This window comes from Paenibacillus sp. FSL H8-0260, from assembly GCF_045040625.1.
Lineage (GTDB): Bacteria > Bacillota > Bacilli > Paenibacillales > Paenibacillaceae > Paenibacillus_AQ > Paenibacillus_AQ odorifer.
In genome coordinates, this window is record NZ_CP150298.1 from 1135142 (window position 1) to 1155921 (window position 20780).

The window sequence follows — 20780 nt, forward strand, 5'->3', positions numbered from 1 at the left end:
CATAAGGAGAGAGAATAGTGCACACAACAACAAGCTTGATGAAACAATTACAGGAGTTAGGGATTGATCCACGGGGGACCATTTTAGTTCATTCCTCGTTAAAAAGTGTTGGCGAAGTAGAAGGAGGCGCGAACACGGTGCTGGATGCACTCAGTGAATATATGAAGGATGGGCTGCTTGTTTTGCCAACGCATACATGGGCTTATATTAATGCGGATAATCCGCGCTTCTTTGTTCAAGATTCCCCATCTTGTGTAGGGATATTACCCGAGCTGTTCAGAAAACGTCCAGGTGTTGTCCGCTCTTGGCATCCGACTCACTCTGTAGCGGCTTTGGGTGTTGATGCTGAGGCGTTTACTGCAGGGGATGAACGTTGGGATACGCCATGCGCCCGTGGTTCAGTGTGGGGCAAGCTGCTTGATCGGAAGGCGGAAATAGTACTGCTGGGCGTCGATCTGCGGCGGAATACGTTCATTCACGGTATTGAAGAGTGGGTGGATATTCCGGGCAGAATGACGGATAGTCATGAGGAATTATATACGGTGACGCCGGGTGGCGATGAAATCATGGTGCCTTCTCGCAGACATTGTGGTCTCTCTTGGTCGGAGCATTTTTGGAAAGTGGAACGCGAGCTTGAGGAAGGCGGTGCCATGCGTAAGGGGAACTTCGGGGATGCACTAGTTAGAGTGTGTGGAACAGTAGAAACGACGGATATTTTAAGCCTGATGCTAAAAGAGAACCCTGATCTTTTCTCCGATAATGAACCGCTGCATGGTGAGTCCAAACCAGATCCGCTTCCAAAGACCAGACGTGAACAACCGTAGGTGGGAGAGGCTAAACCATTTTTTCAGCTCGCACAATCTGGAAGACGCTATCAATGTATGGTATATTAATCTCACTAAAACATAGTAAGGAGATTGGAAATGGAAAAAACATTGGTCTTTGGACACAAAAATCCGGATACGGATACTATTTGTTCGGCAATTGCTTATGCAGCACTCAAAAAAGAATTAGGCTGGGATGCTGAGCCAGTTCGTCTGGGTGACGTTAGTGGTGAAACGCAATTTGCGCTTGATCATTTCGGAGTTGAGGCTCCTCGTCTGGTAGAGAACGTAGCTGGAGAAGCTAATCAGGTTATTCTTGTTGACCATAATGAACGCCAACAAAGTGCGAATGACATTGATCGAGTGCGTGTAATTGAAGTTATCGACCATCACCGGATCGCTAATTTTGAGACTGCACATCCGTTATACTACCGTGCTGAGCCAGTAGGCTGTACTGCTACTATTCTTAACAAAATGTATAAAGAAAACGGTGTAGCTATCCCTAAAGACATCGCCGGATTGATGTTGTCTGCAATCATTTCTGATTCCTTGCTGTTTAAATCTCCAACCTGCACCGCTGAAGATGTAGCTGCAGCACGCGAATTGGCTGAAATCGCTGGTGTAAATGCAGAAAGCTACGGCCTTGATATGCTGAAGGCTGGTGCTGATCTTAGCGACAAGAGTATCGCTCAACTGATCTCCTTGGATGCTAAGGAATTCAAAATGGGTGAATACAAAGTAGAAATCGCCCAAGTGAACGCGGTTGACGTTAATGATGTACTCTCCAAGCAGGCTGAACTGGAAACTGCACTGACTTCCATTATTGCTGAAAAAGAATTGGATCTGTTCCTGTTCGTAGTTACAGATATCCTCAACAACGATTCGGTGGGTCTGGCTCTGGGCCGTGTTGCAGGTGCAGTAGAACAGGCGTACAACGTGAAGCTTGATGACAATAAAGCCCTTCTTAAAGGTGTAGTATCCCGTAAATCACAAATCGTACCGGTACTTACAGAGACGATTGCTAAACTGTAAAGCATTTTGACAGTTGTCTATGAGAGTAGATTGGATAAAAAGAGCTCATGCCCCATCAGTAGTTAAGATGGTGACATGAGTTCTTTTTGTTTTACGGCGTATTCTGCTACAATATTTTGGGAGGGGATCCAACTGATCCTCTTCCAATTGCATGAACTTTGAACCAGCATGAGGAATATGACAAAGGGATAGGGGATATTGGAAATGGAATTGTTTGCAGCATTGGAACGGGACGACTACGAGGAATTATTATTTTGTCAGGATAAGGCATCGGGATTAAAGGCGATCATCGCGATTCATGACACGACACTAGGACCAGCACTGGGTGGAACGCGGATGTGGACCTATGCTACGGAAGAGGAAGCTATTGTTGATGCGCTTCGATTAGCAAAAGGGATGACCTATAAAAATGCAGTATCCGGCCTGAATTTGGGTGGTGGGAAAACAGTAATCATTGGAGATCCCAAGAAGGATAAAAATGAAGCCATGTTCCGTGCTTTCGGAAGATACATACAAGGTTTAAATGGACGGTACATAACTGCTGAAGATGTAGGGACTACGGAAGAGGACATGAACATTATTTATCAAGAGACAGATTATGTTACTGGCACCTCACCAACGTACGGTTCTTCGGGCAATCCGTCACCAGCAACGGCTTACGGTGTTTACCAAGGAATGAAGGCAGCCGCTAAAGCCGCCTTTGGCAGTGATTCGCTCGAAGGGAAGACAGTAGCTGTTCAAGGTGTGGGGAACGTGGCCTTTACACTGTGCAAACATCTTCATGAAGAAGGAGCACAGCTTATCGTAACGGACATCCATAAACCAGCCGTTCAACGTGCAGTAGAGGCCTATGGCGCCAAGGCTGTAGATCCAGGCGATATCATCAGTGTAGATTGTGATATTTATGCTCCTTGCGCTCTTGGAGCGACAATTAACGATGAATCCTTACGGTTAATCAAGGCGAAAGTGATTGCAGGAGCTGCTAATAATCAGCTGAAGGATTCCTCGCATGGTGATGCACTTCATGAGATGGGGATTGTATATGCTCCAGATTACGTGATTAATGCAGGTGGCGTCATTAATATTGCGGACGAGCTGAACGGCTATAATAAGGAACGTGCCTTTAAGCAGGTGGCGAAGATTTACGACAATATTACCCGCGTAATGAAAATTTCCCGTTTGAACGGAATACCTACTTATGCCGCTGCAAACCAGCTTGCAGAGGACCGGATAGCGCTATTAAGAAATAGCCGCAGCACCTTTCTGCGTAATGGTCAACATGCACTTAGCAGAAGATCGCTGCGGGGATAAGCTGTAAAAAAAACTCGGCAATTTCCATCCGATTACAACTTCGGAGGGACTGCCGAGTTTTTTATGTTCTTTTATTTCTACAAGAAACGTTTATTTTATTTCGAGGACGGTAACGTGGTTTCTGCTTATTCCTAATTACTGAACCTTTTGCGGTTCTGGGTAAGTGACGCCGAAGGTGTCGACCGTCACCTTTTTCATGACTGGTGGCTCATCTGGACGATCAGAACCGTCACGAGGCAGGCTCACAATTCTTTTTACAGCTTCGATTCCTTCAGTTACTTTACCAAAAGCGGCGTAGCTTCCATCTAGACTAGGGTAAGCTGCATCCATAATAAAGAACTGGGAACCGGCAGAGTCAGGAGCCTGTGATCTTGCCATGGATAGAACACCTTCTGTATGCAGAAGGTTATTGGTGAACCCGTTGCCAGAGAATTCTCCGGCGATACTGTAACCCGGGCCTCCCATACCTGTACCATCAGGGTCGCCGCCTTGAATCATGAAGTTAGGAATTACTCTATGGAATATAGTGTTATCATAAAATCCTTTTTGAATAAGTGAGATGAAATTGTTTACGGTGTTAGGGGCAACCTCAGGGTATAGCTCAGCTTGGATGATATCCCCGTCTCCCATTTCAATGGTTACTAAGGGATGACTTGCCGTAGCTGAAGGAACGCCTTCAGTTGGGGCTGCACCTTCCCCAGGTGCTGATCCGCTGCTTCCATTATTACTGCTTGCATTGTTATTGTTTGGCTTGTTACCGCAACCTGCCGCAATAACCATGACCAGGCATAACATGATCAGAAGAATAGCGGATTTTGTTCGTGTAGACTTCACTAAATAATCTCTCCTTTTTATTGAATAATCTCGTAGGTACTTCCCATAATACCTCCTTTGTCCTATTACATGCAAAGGTCAGTTATGACTTCTGGGATTGGCACATCTTAAAAAGAAGTTTACAATGGTAGGATGTTTCCAAAGAGAACATCGAGAAAGGATGTGCATAGGATGCTCTTTTCGTGGAAGCGGAATTTGATCGTGCTTTGGGTAGGGGTTTTCTTTTGTAGTACAGCTTATTCGATCTCGATTCCCTTCCTTTCCATTTTTTTGAGCGACGAACTTGGGGTTTCAAATCATTTGGAGATTTGGTCAGGGGTTAGTTTTGGAATAACCTTTCTTGCCAGCGCTTTAATCTCTCCCTATTGGGGTTCGCTAGCCGACAAGTATGGTCGGAAACCGATGCTTATTCGCTCGGGTTTTAGTCTGGCAGCTTTATACCTTATTAATTATTTTGTACATGATCCTTATGTTTTTTTGATTGTGCGTGTGCTGCAAGGACTGCTTGCCGGTTTTGTTCCAGCAGCTATTGCAATGGTAGCCACCAATACACCTGAGCATAAGACGGGGTACGCTTTAAGTATTATGTCTACAGCCGGAGCGACAGGTAGTATTATTGGGCCATTAATTGGCGGTGTAGTGAGCTATTATACCAGCAACCGGATTGCTTTTTTATTCTCAGCGGGTATTGTACTTATCTCAGCGCTCATTGCTACTTTTTTTGCAAAAGAGGAGAACTTCGACCGTTCGGCTCCAAGGTCACATGTAAGTGATGATATCAGGGAAGCGAGAAGTAACCGAGCTTTTATTACTTTGCTCTCGCTGGCGGGAATCAGTACCTTCTCCGTTATGATTCTGGAACCGTTAATCCCAATTTATCTACTGGACATGGGGATCTCCAAAAATAGTGCCTCGCTAAGCTCGGGAATCGTATTCTCTGCTGTGGGGATTGCTACGGTGCTGATGGCTCCGCAGTGGGGCAGACTCGGCAGCCGAAAAGGCTTTGGGATGATCTTATTTATTGGTCTGATCGGGGGCGGGATCGGTAATATTCTACAGTTTTTTGTTTCGGGCTATGTAGAGTTCGCTATCCTTCGCTTTGCATACGGCTTGTTCTATGCAGGTGTGCTGCCGTCAGTCAATGCCATGATTGTACAAGTAATTGAGCCGGGATTCCGTGGACGGGCCTTTGGCCTGAATCAGGCGGCATCTCAGCTTGCGACGATGGCTGGACCGATTATCGGCGGCTTATTGGGCGCGGTTATTCCAATTCGCTGGGTGTTTGTAATCAATGGAGTGATGCTGCTGGTAGCAGCGATATTGGTTAAGACCCGCAAGCTGGAAGCGCAAATCGCCGCTGCTCGTCCCGCAGAACAGCCAACAACGATGCAGAGCTAACTGCTACCTCATTGAGCATGTCGTTATTTAGAAGAAACAACATAAAGCCGCCGGGCTCACAGCCCGGCGGCTTTATTCATATTAAGCTGCTATTCTCCCTGCGAACCGTTCAAAACGTCTGTTCCCGGCATAACATCCACTGGCGGGGAGGCAGGGTCAATAATGGAATTTGGATATACATCGTCTGCATCTGGAACATCCTCCAGCGGCTGATCTTCTTCTTCCATCTCCAAGAGTTCCTCATCCTTAGTATAATCCGTATCATCTAGGGTTAATCCTGCGGTTTCAGCGGCTAGATATGCATCGGATTCCACCAGCTCATCTCTTTCGATTACATCCTTAGGTGAGTTTAAACCAATATCTGCTGCCAAGTATTTATCGCCAACCAAGACAGGATCTGCGTCATCATCAACAATATCCTCTTCATCCATATCAGCTTGTATATAACGTTCATATTCAAAGTCAGCTTCAGTTTTATTTGGTGAACTATCCATAGCCGTTCACTCCTTTTTTATGATAAAATTTGAACTTCCTATGTTTATCTTTACCCGTTTGACCATGATCGAATCGCTGATCCAATAAATGGGTATGTCTATATTGGATTAGTAAAAAATGGGTGAAAGCAAAAGCCGATGAAAAACGTTCTTTTTCGAGAAAATTTACAAGAATAGGCAGGGATAGTGCGAAGCTTGTCGAAATTAAGAAGCATATATGAACGTTTAAACAACTAATGAATTACTGAGGTGCTACGATGAAGTTGCCAAAGCTCAATATAGCGGCTGCTTTTTTATTAATTCTACTGCTGACCGCTATGGTTCCTTTTGGTACGGCGATAGTGAGTGCTGAATCATCAGACTCTACGCTGCCCAATTGGGAGATTAAATTTGAACGTATAGAAATAGATCATATTGAAGAAGCTGTGGCAGCTCTTGATGAAGAATGGACTCGTGTTATGCCTCATGGGAAAAGCCCAGAGACTCCAAGTGGAGCAACCTCAGCCTGGCTGCGGTTTACTTTACCACAAATTAGTGATAAATCTGCGTTATTCATAGATAAAGTATATGGAAATAATGTTAAGGCTTATTTAAATAACGAATTAATATATGATTCCGGAAAAGATTTTAATTTCAATGGCAGTAAGGTTTTTATTCCTCTGTCCAAAAGTGTTGGAGGACAACAGCTATATTTATGGACCCATGGTGGCAGCAAAGACTTAGGGATCCACGGCGAAATAAGAGTAGGCCAATACGATGAGCTGTTATCTGTTTATGTAAAGCAGGGCTTAATGGATCTGATCATTGGAACGACGCTTATTTTTATTGCGGTTGTACTGCTGATCTGCTCGCTATTCATGAGAAAAGGCTATTTTTCAGGCGGATATCTATTGGTGCTGATTATTTTATCCATTGGCGTCTTAGTGGTAACGTATTCATCGTTCCTGCCGACAATCCTCGGCGATTATGGAGAGATCGTACTTGTTTTCTTTGATGTAGCTTTATATACGCTTTTGCCATCCTTTACATTTTATTTTGAGAAAATATTTGGTCCAGGGAAAAAGAGAATCGTTACACGTTTCCGTAAGTTTCAAATTGTCTATTCTGTATTTTGTTTTTCCCTAATGGTTATTAATATTCTTCTGTCCTATCAGGTGGATGACTTTTATCGATTGATGACTACGAGTGTGCTAGGTATCCTTATGATTGTACAAATTATACTTTTGATCAGCTTAGCGTTTATACACGCGAACCGTGGCAATGTAGATGCTGTTATTTTTACTTCAGGGTTCTCAATATTTGCTTTCATGTCTCTTAGTGAACTGGTCATGTTCTATGCATCGGGGCAATCCTATCAATTATATTGGTGGAAATGGGGAATGGTGATTTTCGTAATTGCCTTAATCGTCATTCTGGGAAGAAGGTTTACTCGAAACCATGAACAGCTTATTGAATATTCCCATCAGCTTGAGAAGTTCAATAATGATTTGCAGCGCTCGGAGAAGATGGAGATTATTAGTGAGCTGGCAGCTTCGGTTGCCCATGAAGTACGGAATCCATTGCAGGTTACCCGGGGGTTTCTGCAGATTCTTGGGGAGCGTTCAGATCAAAAGGAGCGGGAATATCTGCAAATGGCAGTGACAGAACTGGATCGAGCTACGCTCATTATTACAGACTTCCTAACCTTCGCTAAACCAGGACTTGAAACCGTAGAGCAGCTTGATGTGTCCGAAGAGTTGAGGCATGTGACGGGTATTCTTTCTCCGTTAGCGAATCTGCAAGGGGGCGTCATTGAACTTAATCTGCAGCCAGGACTTTACGTTACTGGATCATCTGCCAAGTTCAAGCAAGCGTTTATCAACATTCTCAAAAATAGCATCGAAGCTTTAAAGGACAATGGGCTGATTAAAGTCACAGCCTGGAAGTCTGGAAAACATATAATAATCAGTGTTCATGATAATGGGGAAGGGATGAACCGGAATGAGCTGGCTCGGTTAGGGGAACCTTATTACTCCAATAAGACCAAAGGAACGGGGCTTGGACTGATGGTAACCTTTCGGATTATTGAGGCGATGGAGGGATGCACTGAGTTTCGCAGTGAGAAAGGGGAAGGGACTGAAATTATAGTAAAAATACCAGAACTTAGAAGAATTTAGAAGTAATTTATGATAATTCCGTTTTTTAGAAGGAAAGAGTGAGGGGCTGAGCGAAGTAGTACAGACAGAATATTGTTTCTGATACTTACTTCTGAGGTGCATATATGCGCTTGATGATTAAAGTCCTACATATAGCAATAGCTCTTACTCTCCTTCTGATAGGATATAGTTCAATTGTTGTATCAGCAGCGACCCCATATCCATCCCAAGAAATTACCAGTTGGCAGATGAGATGGGGCGATGGAACCGAAAACAGCGGCGTAGAGGTTCCACAGAATAATGACCAGCAGTATTGGATAAATGTGAATGCTACGAAGGAAATCCCACATCTGCCATCAGGCGTATCCACTTCTTGGACTCGTATTTCCATACCTAACTTTAGTTATATCTCCCCTTCAATCTACATTGATACTCTATATGCTCTTCATGTGAAGGTGTATGTGAACGACCGTTTGATCTTCGAGGAAGATCGTAATTATATTAAGGATAACTATTCTTTGTTGTTGCCTTTGAGTCAAAGCGATAGTGGGAAAACATTATACATTTGGACTGAAACGCTGCAGGATAGAATCGGAATTAAAAATGAAGTGGTGATCGGTGAACACAACCTGTTAATCAATGATTATATTAAAAATGGACTCAGCGATGTGATTTTGGGCTGTGCTTTTTTTCTTGTGGCTATCGTTCTATTTATAAGCTCTCTCTACATTAATAGGGACTATTTTTCCAGTGTGGCTTCACTAGCCGTTGTAATAGGTTCAACCGGAATTCTCTCGATAACCTATTCTCCTTTTATTTATACCTTTTACAGCGATTTAGGCGCGATTAGTAATGTATTTCTTGATTTGGCTTTATTCTCACTTTTACCGGCGCTTACTCTTTTATTTGAAAAAATATTTGGCAGTGGAAAATATGCGATCGTCCGTCGTTTTCGTCAATTTCAAGTCATTTACTCCTCATTTTGTTTGCTATGTCTTTTGATCAATTTTCTATCGAATAATAGCTATATTGAGTTTTATTATTTTGTATCTACCACTATTATCGGGTTCATCCTCATCCTTCAGTTCATCTTGCTGATCGTATGTGTGATTATATTTTCGCTTAAAGGGAATAGGGACGCTATCATTTTTGCCATTGGCTTTGGAACGGCTGCATTTACTGTAGTGTCAGAGTTACTGTGGTATTACATTCATAAGGGGAACTATGATTTATTCTTGTGGAAGTGGGGCATTGTTGCCTTCATAATCTCCTTGATCGTAATTCTGGAGCGAAGACTAGCCTATAGCCATCAACAGGTTGTTAACTATTCTAAAGAATTAGAGCGTTTTAACAACGAATTGCAGCGTTCAGAAAAAATGGAAATTATTAGCGAGCTTGCTGCATCTGTTGCTCATGAAGTGCGGAATCCACTCCAGGTAACTAGGGGTTTCCTTCAGCTGCTTAGCGAGAAATCCGTTGGTGAAGAGGAAATATTTATGTCGATGGCCCTTAGTGAGCTGGATCGTGCTTCCGGGATCATTACGGATTTCTTAACCTTCGCAAAACCGGAATTTGAGACGATTTCCAGTCTGAATTTGTATAATGAATTTAAGCATATTGAGAGTATTATGCAGCCGCTTTGTCATTTAAATGGAGGAAAAATGATTCTCGATGTATCGGGCGAATTATGGGTGAAGGGGAATTCCTCAAAGTTTAAGCAAGCCTTCATCAACATTATCAAAAATAGCATTGAATCTTTCCGTGACGAAGGGTTTATCTATATGTCGGTGTATGCGGAAGAGGAGAACGTAATCATTCATATCAAAGACAACGGGGAAGGGATGGACGCGGATGTCCTGCACCGATTGGGAGAGCCTTATTTCACTAAAAAGAATAAAGGGACAGGTCTTGGATTAATGGTCACTTTCCGTATCATCGAAGCTATGCAAGGTAAAGTGAAATTTACAAGCAAAAAAGGAGTGGGAACCGAATCCATCACCATACTGCCATTGGCAGAAGCTCCGGATGATTCTCACTCCTTAGGGGGTTAATCTTGTTGTCTTACCACGAACCGCGTGGTGCTGCGGTTGCCTTCAATACATCGGATGTAGGACTTGGTGGAATTACAAGATAGAATTCGTTGGAGCCTTCTTCAACGGCTTTCAAGGTAACGCTGTCGGGAATAATTACGCCTAGTGCTTCTTGGAGAGCCGCTTTTGGGTCTGAGAGTAGTCTTTTCTTGAAACTTGGATCTTCCCATGCCTTTTGAATGACTTGATTTCTAAGAATTGCTTCTGACATAATAATCACCCTTCCCAAATTGTATATATTTACCTTTAATAATATAACATAGCAAAACTACTAATACTATTCTTTTTATTACAAAATAATAGAATTAATGGACATTTTTTGACAACCAATGATATAATCCTCCGTTTAGCAAGAGCTGCTTGTCCGCTTCGATGGAATCAGAGATCTGCTGTAAGTTACTTACTAGCATGGAATGGAACGCAATAAGATGAGGGGCATCAAGGTCGGAAGCTGTAACTTTGTTATGTGTGTCGTGTGCTAATTGCGTATAGGTATGTAGACCATTTGCAGTGAATAGATAAAATTCGACCTCTTGCGAAGTCAGTTTAGCTGCACTGCTGTTTGGCAGATGTTTGCGAGTTAGGGAGAGAAGACAATTATAGTTGCCCGCGGATAAATCTTCTTTCCAGTCCTCATAGTCATCCAGCATTTGCAGTGTAAGCAAAACTGAATGGATAAGCTCTTCAGCTTGCGGCACTAAATCACTCTTTCCAGACATCAGAAGGGCAGCAGTGCTGGATAGCTTGAGCGGACTGGCTTTATAGGCAATTTTGACCCGATCATTAAGAAAATAGTCACTGGTATTTTCGTTGCTAACACTATCTGCCCACTCCATGATATAACGATTAAATAAGATCCAGAAAGCGGATGGCTCCGGAAATAGTATCCGGTAGATATTTAAAAATTCGACATAAAGCAAATTTGCCAAGGGCAATTTTTCGTATGCGGAGGATTCTTGGCTGTCCATCAGGTCATCCTGTATGAAGAAATACAACATAAAAAAGACGTTGCCCATCGACATCTGGCGAGTAACCTCTGCAGAGATTCCGCATCCCTTCTGCAGCCAAAAGGGTAAAAGATAACATATGTAGTTTTTGTGGCTTTCAGCGTTAAATACGTTAAAATGCTCAAGATAGGACATACCTTGTTGATTTAGAGGTTCTGGAAATTCGGAAATAATCCGTCTGCTTTCTTGGAATACCAAGCGTAGTTCATCTTCGTAGTCATTTAGCCAATCCATAACAACCCTCCTATAAAATTTTTACGAAAATGGTTCTTTTGCCCTGATTATAGCTTTCTCTTTATTCCATTACAACTAAAATTTAGGAGGTATTAGCAAATATGGAATGGTATACTTTCGGCCAAATGCTTATGGCGATTCGAATGGGTCAAAAGGCGGAAACACCGGATGGCCGCATGGTTATGCGTACCTCCACAGGACTTTTTTGGATAAACGGAATCCTGCAGGGAAAAGTGGTAGAAATCAAAGACTATCTGTTCTCTGACCTATGGCGAATCTATGAGGATGAGGAAAGCCAGCAGGAGGGAATTGGCAGGGAACAACACGAGCAACGTGAGCGGGAGATGCTTGAGAATCAATATGAAGAGCTGCGCTGGGCGAACCGAAAACGTTAGTTCAACGTTCGATTACCCAACAGCAGCTATATAGAGAATCTTAATAAGAGGGATTAGGAACTTACGGATGCGGAGAGCTCTGATTTTAATGCTTCATATTGACTACGCAGGCGTTGAAGTTTCGAGATACTTTGCTCCAAGCCGCCGAGCCGGTTGCGTTCCGTCCACAAGAGACGATATTGGTGAAGGAGTACATCTAGATCATTGATTTGCTTCGTAATCAGCGCAGGATCAAGCGAATCTGGTGCTGATGTCAACTGTAGCTTGATTCTGCCAAGCTGCACAGCATGCTTCACGAAATGGATGCCATTACTCAATTCTTTCAGCACAAGAGCAGCATCCTCGCATTGAAGATCTAGCCCCGATAGCCGCGCCTCAATGGAGAGCAGATATTCTTCGAGATGATTGAAGTGTTCCTCAGTAAGCTTCTCTATGATTAGGAAATTGTCCAGATGGGTACGCAGCAGCAGGGACATTTCTGCATCATTCGAACGGTTGATACTGGATTCAAGCTGATAGTAATTGCCGAGATCCAGGAGCAGCTGGCCAATTCCTTCAGAACGATCTGCAAAAATAAATCTATTTAAATACTGTGCAGTATCTGCTTCCAGATTATGATCTACACTCCAGGATAGGGCTGCGCCGTAGGCGAAGCCGGCATAGCTAACCGGCAGATGCTGCCAGTGTCCAAAATCTCCCCAATCCGTAATGAGATAACCGATAGCACCGTTGTTTTTGCCATGAATAGCTGCACTGCGCAGATTGGCTAACATATTGTCCGTGCGTCCTGTAATGGAGTTCCATGAGCTGGTGCCTGGGCAGACATAAAAAGGAATACCTGCTTCACGGAATTTGAGCGTATCGGACTCGAAGGGATGCTCCGCGCTATAACCCCATTCCATAGCAATAATATCCTTAGGAAGCTGAGGAATCAGTTCGGGATGCTGGATAATGATATCGCCCCAGAATTGCATCGTTTTGCCACGTTTTGTAACCAACTCATAAATCTTTTGCAGGAATGATAAATAGAGTTGACCTTTGCCTTGAGCTTCAGCCAGAGCTTTGTTTTTACCAAGGCCGAGTTCATAGGTCTCATCGCAGCCTACATTAAACTGATTGGAGCTAAAGTAGGGCAGCAGATCGTCAAACATTTTGTCTAGCAGAGGTAGTACATTAGGATCTTCGGTATCAAAAGTACCAGGGTGCATAAATAAGCCTTCTGGATAAACGTCCTGCGCATACAAATTCTTCGGAAGCATAAAGCCTTCGGGAATTTCAGCTAAAGCGTTGAATTCTGGACGAGAAAGCCAGCCCTCCATATGCCCAAAGCTATTCTGATTGGGAACAAGCTCTATATAACGTGCTTTGCAATAGGCATCCAGAAGCAGGATTTCCTCTCCGGTAATTGGGGTTTCAAGCTCCCAGACTTGAGGGAAGGATTCATAAGCGAACGGAGCACCTTCTATATATAGCTGAAGTTCATTCATCTTCAAATCAGCCATAAGGTCAATGATCCGGTACAAGGTTTCTTGCTTCGGGATTTTATTGCGGCTGATATCTATGAGCAGGCCTCTGGCTCCAAAATCAGGTTCATCGCGAATATGCAGCTGAGGTATAGATTTTCCACTTTGTTCTATGATTTGTTTCAGGGTTGCTGCTGCGTAGAAGGCGCCTACAGGAGAGCTATAGGAGACAACGATACCCTTCTGATCGACAACAATCTCATACGCCTGTGCAGACAATAATGGCACATAGTTAAAGTTACAGACAGATACAACGGTTGGACGTAAGCCAATGGATAAAGTCAGCTGCAGATTCAATGCTTGTGCAATTACTTCCTGTAGTTTTCGTGCAGCTGGCATGGCAGATTGTTCTTCCATATTAGGAAGTACGATGCTTCCGCTTGTTGGGAAATGGAAGGAGCCTTGTGACAATGTGATTTCACGCGGATTAGGGAAAAGCAGTAGTGTAGAATGATTAAGCATAGCGTGGACACCTCTTATTCATGTAGAATATGATCATCTTCACAATAACCTTATCACTACTAAACAAGGGGAGGAATGCCTATAATGTCCAAGCACATGGATTATATGATCAGTCCATATCCAATAAGAATTATTGATCCGAAGGTTGAATCCTCCAAGCTGAAGCTCAAGAATATAAGGGTGGGACAGGCAGGACATCTGCCAGGAAGAACGTTATTCCGTTCAGGTGTAGTTTTTGAGCACTGGGCCATTGTTTACATAGTGTCAGGTAGTGGCTCCTACATGGAGATTGGGGGAAAAGAGCAGCAGGTACGTGAAGGCAGCTTATACTTTTTCCGCCCAGGTTACAGTTATAACTTTGGTCCACCACCGGGAGGCAGCTGGGATGAGTATTATATTAACTTTAATGGCACGCGTGTATCGGAATGGCTGGAATCGGGCCTCATAGCCGGGGGAAATGTTTTTCAAGCCCAATCTATAGTAGGTCTTACTACCTTATTTGAAGAAGTGCTGGAACGGATGGAGAGCGGAGAACCTGTAGATGCGGATCGGGCAGCATTATTGCTCGAAAGAATGCTGCTGGAGTGTTCTTTTATAATAGAAGAAAAAAGTTGGAATTCTCAGGCTGATTATATGCGTCAGATTCGGGAAGACCTGAACTTATGCATTTATGGTGAAATGGACCTAGAACAAATAGCGGCAAAACATCATGTTTCGATGTCTACACTTCGTCGTTTTGTTCGGCGCAGCAGTGGATACCCGCTTCATGAATATATTCACCGTCTAAAAATGGCGGAAGCCAAAAAGTTACTTTTCAACACCTCATTACAAATTAAGGAAATTTCTAGTATGCTTCATTATAATGATCCGTTCTATTTTTCTCGTTTATTTAAAAAATATATGGGGATCGCACCCCAGCTTTGCCGGAATAACATTTAAATCGACATCATCCTACTAGAGTCCCAACAGCAATTGTTATAATTTGTATAATTGTTGTCGTTTTATAAGATATGTTGAAAATTATGGATTAATATTACATAAATACGTTAGTTCTTATTAACTATAGTGGATAAAATTCCAAATTTTAGTGATAAAACCTACTAAAAAAATAATAAATTTTTTGTAACTATTTTTCAAATGGAAGCGCAAACATGGGAAATGTCAACTTGTTATTGTGATTTTTCTCATGTATGATGCTTTTATCGAGCACAGTACAATCTTACATTTTCCAAAAAACTGGAGAATAGGGTGGTGGGATGAAAATCAAACCAACTGCAGAAGACAAACTGATTGCGTATTACAGGTATTTTTCATTGTCCCTCACATCACTCATGTATCTTCTAGATCAGACGGGACCTTCCATAATTTATAAATCACTTATTATTGCTATACTTGTTATGTTTGCACAAACGTTCTCATTTTGTTATCGAAGGCTACGCAGCAGGCCGAAGACTCTCGTCCTGGCTGTTAGTATAGAGATGGTGGGAATTATCGCATTGACCTTGTTTACGGGTGGGTACGAAAGCTCTTTTAGGCTTTATGTGCTAAATCCTGTATTGATTGCTGCAGGGTCATTGTCCATTTATTTTGGATGGTCGTTGCTCTTAAGCTACATCAGTATTTTTGCGGTGCTCTGTTATTTTTTTATCAATTCTGCGAACAGAAATTTTCTGGAAATTGTATTTATAAATGGGAATCTGTTTCTAACACTGGTACTTACGGTTATAATAATGCAGATCGTTAATCGGATGAAGCGGCAACGTGAAGAATCGAATGCCCGCACGAAAGAGACGATGGAGCATATCAAATCCCTGTACCATATCGTGGAAACCTCAAGCCAACATGATTTCATGAATATCGGTCAAGTGATCACCGATTATGTTGTTAAGCTAACGAAGCTGGATAAGGCTTTGTTTTGGTTCGCCAAGAAAAGCGGAGAACCAGCTCCGCAGAGCAGGCAGACCGGCTGGCAGCAGGAAGAGGAACAGTTCCTATTCTCAGAACTGGGAAAACATGAGCATGAATGGAGATTGCAGCGAGAGCCTATTTTTAGAAATCTGCCGGGATTAGGAGATTTCCTGCTGATGCCTGTACGGATGAGCACCCGTTTTGTAGGGATGATTGGACTCAAGCTGGAGTCTACAGAGGGGCTGGAAGGCCGCAGATGGTATATTCAACAATTGATATTCTTATCTGAGCTAAGTGCGAATATTCTTGAAAGACATGAGCTTGGTGTGATCGAGAACCGGTTGATCATCACGAACGAACAGAACCGGATTGCGGATGAAATGCACGACAGTGTATCGCAGAGCCTTTTTGGTATTGTGTATGCGACGCATTCGCTGAAGGAATCGTGGAAGAGAATGTCAGATCATGAGCTAGAAGAACAAATAGAGCTTATTCATGATTCTGCCACAAAGGTTGCTAAAGAACTGCGGATCACGATCTACAGTCTTAGCTCCAAGAAGAGTGGCGGTCCTACTTGGTTGGGCATGGTAAGATCACATTTGAAGAGCTTATCCAGGTTAAATGATGTTGATATTGATTTAAAAATAACGGGCGATGATTTCAGTCTCCCTTATCCTTACCACAAAGCGCTTTTTCGGATTATCTCCGAAGCCACTGGTAATGCCATCAGGCATGGTGCTGCCAGTCGAGTGGAGGTAGAACTGTCTCTGAAGCCGACTTGGATTCGATTATTGATTTGTGATAATGGTGTTGGTTTTGATACTGATTTGTTATGGATTGAATCTGAAGATAGTGTAAGCGGACTTGGCATGAAGAATATGCAATATTTGACCCAGTCGCTCGGCGGCGACTTTCAGTTGTCCAGTAATGAGAGCACAGGAACAAGAATTATGATTTCGATTCCTGTCGGTGTAGCTGAATTAAAGAATGCATAAACTTTAGGCGGGAGGTCGTTTCTGTGAAAATCGTCATTGTAGATGATCATCCTTTAGTTAGAAGAGGACTGGCATCTGTCATTTCAATGCAGCCGAATGTGCAGTTTGCAGGTGAGGCAACGAATGGCCAAGAAGCGCTTCTTGTGATTGAGGAGACGCAGCCTGATCTCGTATTGATTGATCTTAAGCTAGCAGATGAATCGGGATTGGATGTCATTAAGACAGCACGTGCTCGTGGTATCGTTAGTAAGTTCATTTTGTTGACGTCATCTGCGAGCAGAGAGGATTTCCTGAAGGCTGAAGAAGTACTGGTAGATGGATATGTACTGAAAGAGGCGTTGCCTGAGGAGTTACTGTTTGCTATCCAATTGGTGCACAAGGGAAGAAAGTATTACGATCCTGGTCTGATGGAAGATAAAATGCGCATGAGTGGAAGCAGCCCAACGGATGAATTGACACCCAAAGAAAAGGAAGTCCTGATCGAGCTGGGACAGGGCGCATGCAACAGAGAAATTGCTTCACGTCTTTTCATTAGCGAATTTACGGTGAAAAAGCATGTCAGTCAGATTTTAGCAAAATTACAGGTGGCTGATCGTACACAGGCAGCGCTTTATGCAAATGCTGTCGGATTAACCAAATATGAAATGTCATACGAGTGAAAATTGAAATAATTCGTAAGCATTGTACATGAACACGGACAGGTTGTCCGTGTTTTTTTGTGCGTTAAAACTTAAATTAGCCCTATATATGGCACTAAAGTATACCTAATCCCCCTCTTAAGAGGTATAACGTCTTACTCCAAAGTGAAGAGGAAAGTGATGGTATGAGCCATGTGGCGAATGGTGTGGATTGATAGAATTAAAGCAACAACTGAAACTTTCATGAATGCTTTCAGAATGTAATTTTAGCGGAAGGAGGGTTACTGTGGAAAAGACGATTCTGGATTACATTAACCTGATTAAAAAAAGGTTTTGGCTCATCATGGTGTTCGTTTTGATCTCCTGTGCTACGACTTACTATGTTAGCAAAAACTTCGTTGAACCCGTCTATTCCGCTTCCGGACAGCTGCTTGTCAACAACATTGCCAAAGCTCCCGAGAGCAACAATCTTAACGATTTGAGCTTTAGCCTGAATTTAATTGAGAGTTACAAGGAAATTATGAAATCACCAACCATCATGAAAAGCGTAATAGAAAATCACCCGGAGTTTGGTCTCACGGCCGATGAACTAAGTCAGAAGCTTGAGATTAAAACCTCAGAGAAGAGTCAGGTGATCAACCTCAATGTTCAGGATGAAAGCTACACCAAAGCTGCCGGGATCGTAAATGCGGTATCGCAGACATTCATTCGAGAATTGCCGTCGCTGATGAGGGTAGACAATGTTACCTTGCTGACACCGGCCGATCCGACTGATGTTCCAGGGCCCTCGAACGGCGGGTTTGCGATGAATCTCATCATTAGCTTTGTTGTATCCCTTATGGCTGCATTAGGAATTATCTTGCTGATGGAAACACTTAATGGCACATTAAGGTCTGAAAAGGAAGCGGAATATGACCTTGGTCTACCGGTAATTGCTTCGATCGCAACCATTCGCAAACGTGATTTGGGTAAGGCGGCAGGCGACACCAGAGTGAAGGAGGGTGCTTATGTTGCGGCTAAATAAGAGTCTGGTTACAGACGTTAATCCATCCTCGCATATCTCCGAATCGTTCCGATCACTGCGCACATATATACGTCAGCTTGAACTAGCGCAGGGCGGCGGTGGAAAAGTGCTGCTCTTTACATCAGCAGAAGCTGGGGCAGGCAAGACGACAATCTTGTCGAATCTCGCGGTTTCTTTCGTCCAGGACGGCAAGAAGGTAGCGGTGGTTGACTGCAATCTGAGACATCCCGGTCTTCATACCGTGTTTGAAGTAGAGGGGAGTGACGGGCTTGCGGCTTATTTAAGTGGGCAAGAGGAAGCAGATAACATCGCAGTCCTCGGAAACTTAGCCAATCTGTCAGTCATCCCGGCGGGAAAAACTCATGTTAGTCCGCCGGATTTGCTGGGAAACCCCAAAATGACCGCTTTGCTTGAGGAACTAAAAGAAAACTACGATCTGATCCTGCTGGATTCTCCTTCGGCAGTCGATTTCAGTGATGCTCGTATATTGGCACCTCAAGCGGACGGCGTGATTCTGGTGGCCAGATACGGAAAGTCCAAACGGGAATCGATTCGCAAAGCGAAGACGCTGCTTGAACAGACCGGCTCTAATCTAATCGGAATTGCCATGAACCAGGCGAAGTAAATGTTTATGCTTTCGAAGTAAGTTTTGCTCGAAGTCAAATCATTGAAGCTAATGCTCACAAAACTTAAGTTTATGCTTTCGAAGTGAGTTTTGTACGAAGTCAAATCATTGAAGCTAATGCTCACAAAACTTAAGTTTATGCTTTCGAAGTGAGTTTTGTACGAAGTCAAATCATTGAAGCTAATGCTCACAAAACTTTTAGGAGGTAAAGTGCGATGAAAAAGGTAAAAAAAGTAATCATACCCGCGGCAGGACTAGGTACGCGCTTTCTTCCTGCAACGAAAGCCATGCCTAAAGAAATGCTTCCGATTATCAATAAACCAACCATTCAATACATTGTTGAGGAAGCTATTGCTTCCGGTATTGAAGATATCATCATTGTTACTGGTAAAGGTAAAAGAGCCATTGAGGATCATTTTGACAATGCGTTTGAGCTGGAGTCTAGGCTTTTGGAAGATGGAAAGCTGGATCTGCTTAAAGAGGTTCAACGTTCAGCTAAGGTAGAAATTCACTATATCCGCCAGAAAGAACCGAAGGGTCTCGGGCATGCCGTATGGTGTGCAAGACGGTTTATCGGAGATGAGCCATTCGGTGTCATGTTAGGCGATGATATCGTCACAGGAGCCGTACCTTGCCTTAAGCAGCTGATCGATCAATATGAAGAAACACAAAACTCGGTTATCGGAGTTCAAGAGATTCCTGATGAATTCACGAATCGTTACGGTATTATTGAACCGGATTTGCAGGACGGTAAATTGTATCGGGTTAACAATTTTGTAGAGAAGCCGCCACTAGGTACGGCACCTTCCAATCTTGCGATCATGGGCCGGTATGTGTTTACGCCGAAGATCTTTAAGTATCTCGATTTGATGGAAGAAGGCGCTGGCGGAGAGATCCAGTTGACAGATGCCATTCAGAAGCTGAATCAGAGCGAACGGGTATATGCCTATAATTTTGACGGAACAAGATATGATGTCGGCGAGCGGCTTGGATATATTTTGACAACACTTGAATTTGCACTGCAAAGCGAAGATTTGCGCTATCCGGTGATGGATGCAATGGCGGAATGGCTGAATAAAATGGGACAAACCAGCTTGAGTAGTTAAGTTGAGTTCGCAAAATTTTAGATGAGGAGGATGAGCATGCAAAAACTGCCGGAAGACTACGAGGCGGTCCTGCCGAAACTTTACATGCTGCATACCGATGAGAGAAGGAAAGAAGCAGAGTCCTATTTGATAATGAAACGGATGATCGATATCTTTTTTTCCGCTCTTGGTCTTCTCGTGTTAATGCCATTATTTGTTGTCGTGGCGATTCTGATCAAGCTGGAGGATCCGAAAGGAAAGGTGTTCTTTCGGCAAAACCGGGTTGGGAAGAATGAAAAGCAATTCCCGATGTATAAGTTCAGATCCATGGTCAGTAACGCTGAGGAGTTAAAAGAAAACCTGATGGCCTATAACGAAGTGAGCGGTGCCATGTTCAAGATTAAGAACGATCCGCGGATCACACAAATAGGGAGATTCCTGCGCAAGACGAGCATCGATGAGCTACCTCAGCTGTGGAATGTGCTGATAGGTCAAATGAGTCTGGTCGGTCCTCGTCCTCCGCTGCCAGAAGAGGTGGCTCAGTATACGGATTATGACAAACAGCGTTTGACGGTTACTCCAGGTTGTACCGGATATTGGCAAGTAAATGCCCGAAACAGTGTCGGCTTCGACGAAATGGTACAGCTGGACTTAACCTACATCCATATTCGGAGCACCATGCTGGATCTAAAAATCATTGCTAAAACCGGACTGATGTTACTCGGTTCAAAAGATGCTTATTAATAATGTGGAAATTAGGTGAATG

Annotated in this window: 19 protein-coding genes; 14 read left to right on the forward strand and 5 right to left on the reverse strand. The window is 43.3% G+C overall.

Translation table 11 applies throughout. The features are described 5' to 3' along the window. Nucleotides 1-17 precede the first annotated feature (17 nt). The 3 genes from MHI51_RS04835 to MHI51_RS04845 all read left to right on the forward strand — a co-directional run bounded on the left by MHI51_RS04835 (nucleotide 18) and on the right by MHI51_RS04845 (nucleotide 3167). A complete protein-coding gene (locus tag MHI51_RS04835) occupies nucleotides 18-824 on the forward strand; it encodes an AAC(3) family N-acetyltransferase (protein WP_076129279.1) in 807 nt (268 codons plus the stop codon). Nucleotides 825-923: 99 nt separating this feature from the next. Then, nucleotides 924-1856, forward strand: coding sequence for a manganese-dependent inorganic pyrophosphatase (locus MHI51_RS04840; protein WP_076129278.1), 933 nt, complete (start codon nucleotides 924-926; stop codon nucleotides 1854-1856). Between the two features lie 204 nt (nucleotides 1857-2060). Further along, a complete protein-coding gene (locus tag MHI51_RS04845; protein ID WP_405173639.1) occupies nucleotides 2061-3167 on the forward strand; it encodes a Glu/Leu/Phe/Val dehydrogenase in 1107 nt (368 codons plus the stop codon). 135 nt (nucleotides 3168-3302) lie between these two features. Here the strand turns inward: MHI51_RS04845 and MHI51_RS04850 are convergent, their stop codons facing one another. Continuing rightward, nucleotides 3303-3962, reverse strand: coding sequence for a peptidylprolyl isomerase (locus tag MHI51_RS04850; protein ID WP_076276857.1), 660 nt, complete (start codon nucleotides 3960-3962; stop codon nucleotides 3303-3305). Nucleotides 3963-4172: 210 nt separating this feature from the next. Between MHI51_RS04850 and MHI51_RS04855 the strand changes: the two genes are divergently transcribed. Beyond that, on the forward strand, nucleotides 4173-5399 hold the full coding sequence (locus MHI51_RS04855; RefSeq protein ID WP_076129276.1) for an MFS transporter: 1227 nt from the start codon (nucleotides 4173-4175) through the stop codon (nucleotides 5397-5399). A gap of 89 nt (nucleotides 5400-5488) precedes the next feature. Here the strand turns inward: MHI51_RS04855 and MHI51_RS04860 are convergent, their stop codons facing one another. Further along, nucleotides 5489-5893 carry a hypothetical protein gene (locus MHI51_RS04860; protein WP_051490926.1) on the reverse strand — a complete coding sequence of 135 codons (405 nt, stop codon included), beginning with the start codon at nucleotides 5891-5893 and terminating at the stop codon, nucleotides 5489-5491. A 257-nt stretch (nucleotides 5894-6150) separates the two neighbouring features. On the opposite strand from MHI51_RS04860, the gene MHI51_RS04865 reads away from it, so the two are divergent. Further along, nucleotides 6151-8049: a sensor histidine kinase gene (locus MHI51_RS04865; RefSeq protein ID WP_076218274.1), complete on the forward strand. Its 1899-nt coding sequence runs from the start codon at nucleotides 6151-6153 to the stop codon at nucleotides 8047-8049. Between the two features lie 113 nt (nucleotides 8050-8162). Continuing rightward, the gene (locus tag MHI51_RS04870) at nucleotides 8163-10079 is read left to right on the forward strand and encodes a sensor histidine kinase (protein ID WP_256721819.1); all 1917 of its coding nucleotides are present in this window, start codon (nucleotides 8163-8165) and stop codon (nucleotides 10077-10079) included. A gap of 10 nt (nucleotides 10080-10089) precedes the next feature. Here the strand turns inward: MHI51_RS04870 and MHI51_RS04875 are convergent, their stop codons facing one another. Together MHI51_RS04875 and MHI51_RS04880 are read right to left on the reverse strand one after the other, a co-directional pair. Further along, a complete protein-coding gene (locus MHI51_RS04875) occupies nucleotides 10090-10329 on the reverse strand; it encodes an NHLP leader peptide family RiPP precursor (RefSeq protein ID WP_170914256.1) in 240 nt (79 codons plus the stop codon). A gap of 94 nt (nucleotides 10330-10423) precedes the next feature. Beyond that, nucleotides 10424-11359 carry a hypothetical protein gene (locus MHI51_RS04880; RefSeq protein ID WP_076218272.1) on the reverse strand — a complete coding sequence of 312 codons (936 nt, stop codon included), beginning with the start codon at nucleotides 11357-11359 and terminating at the stop codon, nucleotides 10424-10426. Nucleotides 11360-11460: 101 nt separating this feature from the next. Here MHI51_RS04880 and MHI51_RS04885 point away from each other — a divergent pair, with 101 nt between their 5' ends. Continuing rightward, nucleotides 11461-11754 carry a hypothetical protein gene (locus tag MHI51_RS04885; protein WP_076137149.1) on the forward strand — a complete coding sequence of 98 codons (294 nt, stop codon included), beginning with the start codon at nucleotides 11461-11463 and terminating at the stop codon, nucleotides 11752-11754. A 53-nt stretch (nucleotides 11755-11807) separates the two neighbouring features. Here MHI51_RS04885 and MHI51_RS04890 read toward each other — a convergent pair whose 3' ends face one another. After that, entirely contained in the window at nucleotides 11808-13739 is a 1932-nt protein-coding gene (locus MHI51_RS04890; RefSeq protein ID WP_076218271.1) for a glycoside hydrolase family 20 zincin-like fold domain-containing protein, read from the reverse strand. Between the two features lie 84 nt (nucleotides 13740-13823). Between MHI51_RS04890 and MHI51_RS04895 the strand changes: the two genes are divergently transcribed. From MHI51_RS04895 to MHI51_RS04925, 7 genes are all read left to right on the forward strand, one after another. Beyond that, nucleotides 13824-14678, forward strand: coding sequence for an AraC family transcriptional regulator (locus MHI51_RS04895; RefSeq protein WP_076276832.1), 855 nt, complete (start codon nucleotides 13824-13826; stop codon nucleotides 14676-14678). A gap of 317 nt (nucleotides 14679-14995) precedes the next feature. After that, nucleotides 14996-16642: a sensor histidine kinase gene (locus MHI51_RS04900; protein WP_076129270.1), complete on the forward strand. Its 1647-nt coding sequence runs from the start codon at nucleotides 14996-14998 to the stop codon at nucleotides 16640-16642. Nucleotides 16643-16665: 23 nt separating this feature from the next. Continuing rightward, nucleotides 16666-17301, forward strand: coding sequence for a response regulator transcription factor (locus MHI51_RS04905; RefSeq protein WP_036676623.1), 636 nt, complete (start codon nucleotides 16666-16668; stop codon nucleotides 17299-17301). A gap of 265 nt (nucleotides 17302-17566) precedes the next feature. Continuing rightward, nucleotides 17567-18304: a YveK family protein gene (locus MHI51_RS04910; RefSeq protein WP_076129269.1), complete on the forward strand. Its 738-nt coding sequence runs from the start codon at nucleotides 17567-17569 to the stop codon at nucleotides 18302-18304. Continuing rightward, nucleotides 18288-18929: a CpsD/CapB family tyrosine-protein kinase gene (locus MHI51_RS04915; protein ID WP_076129268.1), complete on the forward strand. Its 642-nt coding sequence runs from the start codon at nucleotides 18288-18290 to the stop codon at nucleotides 18927-18929. Before MHI51_RS04910 ends, MHI51_RS04915 begins: the two co-directional genes overlap by 17 nt. A gap of 215 nt (nucleotides 18930-19144) precedes the next feature. Then, the gene (gene galU / locus MHI51_RS04920; protein ID WP_042185171.1) at nucleotides 19145-20035 is read left to right on the forward strand and encodes a UTP--glucose-1-phosphate uridylyltransferase GalU; all 891 of its coding nucleotides are present in this window, start codon (nucleotides 19145-19147) and stop codon (nucleotides 20033-20035) included. A 30-nt stretch (nucleotides 20036-20065) separates the two neighbouring features. Then, on the forward strand, nucleotides 20066-20758 hold the full coding sequence (locus MHI51_RS04925) for a sugar transferase (RefSeq protein ID WP_076129267.1): 693 nt from the start codon (nucleotides 20066-20068) through the stop codon (nucleotides 20756-20758). The last annotated feature ends 22 nt before the right edge of the window (nucleotides 20759-20780 follow it).

Coding starts and splice junctions, on each gene's coding strand:
- MHI51_RS04900 (WP_076129270.1), top strand. CDS start 14,996: ATGAAAATCAAACCAACTGCAGAAGACAAACTGATTGCGTATTACAGG.
- MHI51_RS04870 (WP_256721819.1), top strand. CDS start 8,163: ATGATTAAAGTCCTACATATAGCAATAGCTCTTACTCTCCTTCTGATA.
- MHI51_RS04885 (WP_076137149.1), top strand. CDS start 11,461: ATGGAATGGTATACTTTCGGCCAAATGCTTATGGCGATTCGAATGGGT.
- MHI51_RS04850 (WP_076276857.1), bottom strand. CDS start 3,962: ATGTTATGCCTGGTCATGGTTATTGCGGCAGGTTGCGGTAACAAGCCA.
- MHI51_RS04840 (WP_076129278.1), top strand. CDS start 924: ATGGAAAAAACATTGGTCTTTGGACACAAAAATCCGGATACGGATACT.
- MHI51_RS04895 (WP_076276832.1), top strand. CDS start 13,824: ATGTCCAAGCACATGGATTATATGATCAGTCCATATCCAATAAGAATT.
- galU (WP_042185171.1), top strand. CDS start 19,145: ATGAAAAAGGTAAAAAAAGTAATCATACCCGCGGCAGGACTAGGTACG.
- MHI51_RS04890 (WP_076218271.1), bottom strand. CDS start 13,739: ATGCTTAATCATTCTACACTACTGCTTTTCCCTAATCCGCGTGAAATC.
- MHI51_RS04925 (WP_076129267.1), top strand. CDS start 20,066: ATGAGCATGCAAAAACTGCCGGAAGACTACGAGGCGGTCCTGCCGAAA.
- MHI51_RS04855 (WP_076129276.1), top strand. CDS start 4,173: ATGCTCTTTTCGTGGAAGCGGAATTTGATCGTGCTTTGGGTAGGGGTT.
- MHI51_RS04875 (WP_170914256.1), bottom strand. CDS start 10,329: ATGTCAGAAGCAATTCTTAGAAATCAAGTCATTCAAAAGGCATGGGAA.
- MHI51_RS04880 (WP_076218272.1), bottom strand. CDS start 11,359: ATGGATTGGCTAAATGACTACGAAGATGAACTACGCTTGGTATTCCAA.
- MHI51_RS04865 (WP_076218274.1), top strand. CDS start 6,151: ATGAAGTTGCCAAAGCTCAATATAGCGGCTGCTTTTTTATTAATTCTA.
- MHI51_RS04915 (WP_076129268.1), top strand. CDS start 18,288: ATGTTGCGGCTAAATAAGAGTCTGGTTACAGACGTTAATCCATCCTCG.
- MHI51_RS04860 (WP_051490926.1), bottom strand. CDS start 5,893: ATGGATAGTTCACCAAATAAAACTGAAGCTGACTTTGAATATGAACGT.
- MHI51_RS04845 (WP_405173639.1), top strand. CDS start 2,061: ATGGAATTGTTTGCAGCATTGGAACGGGACGACTACGAGGAATTATTA.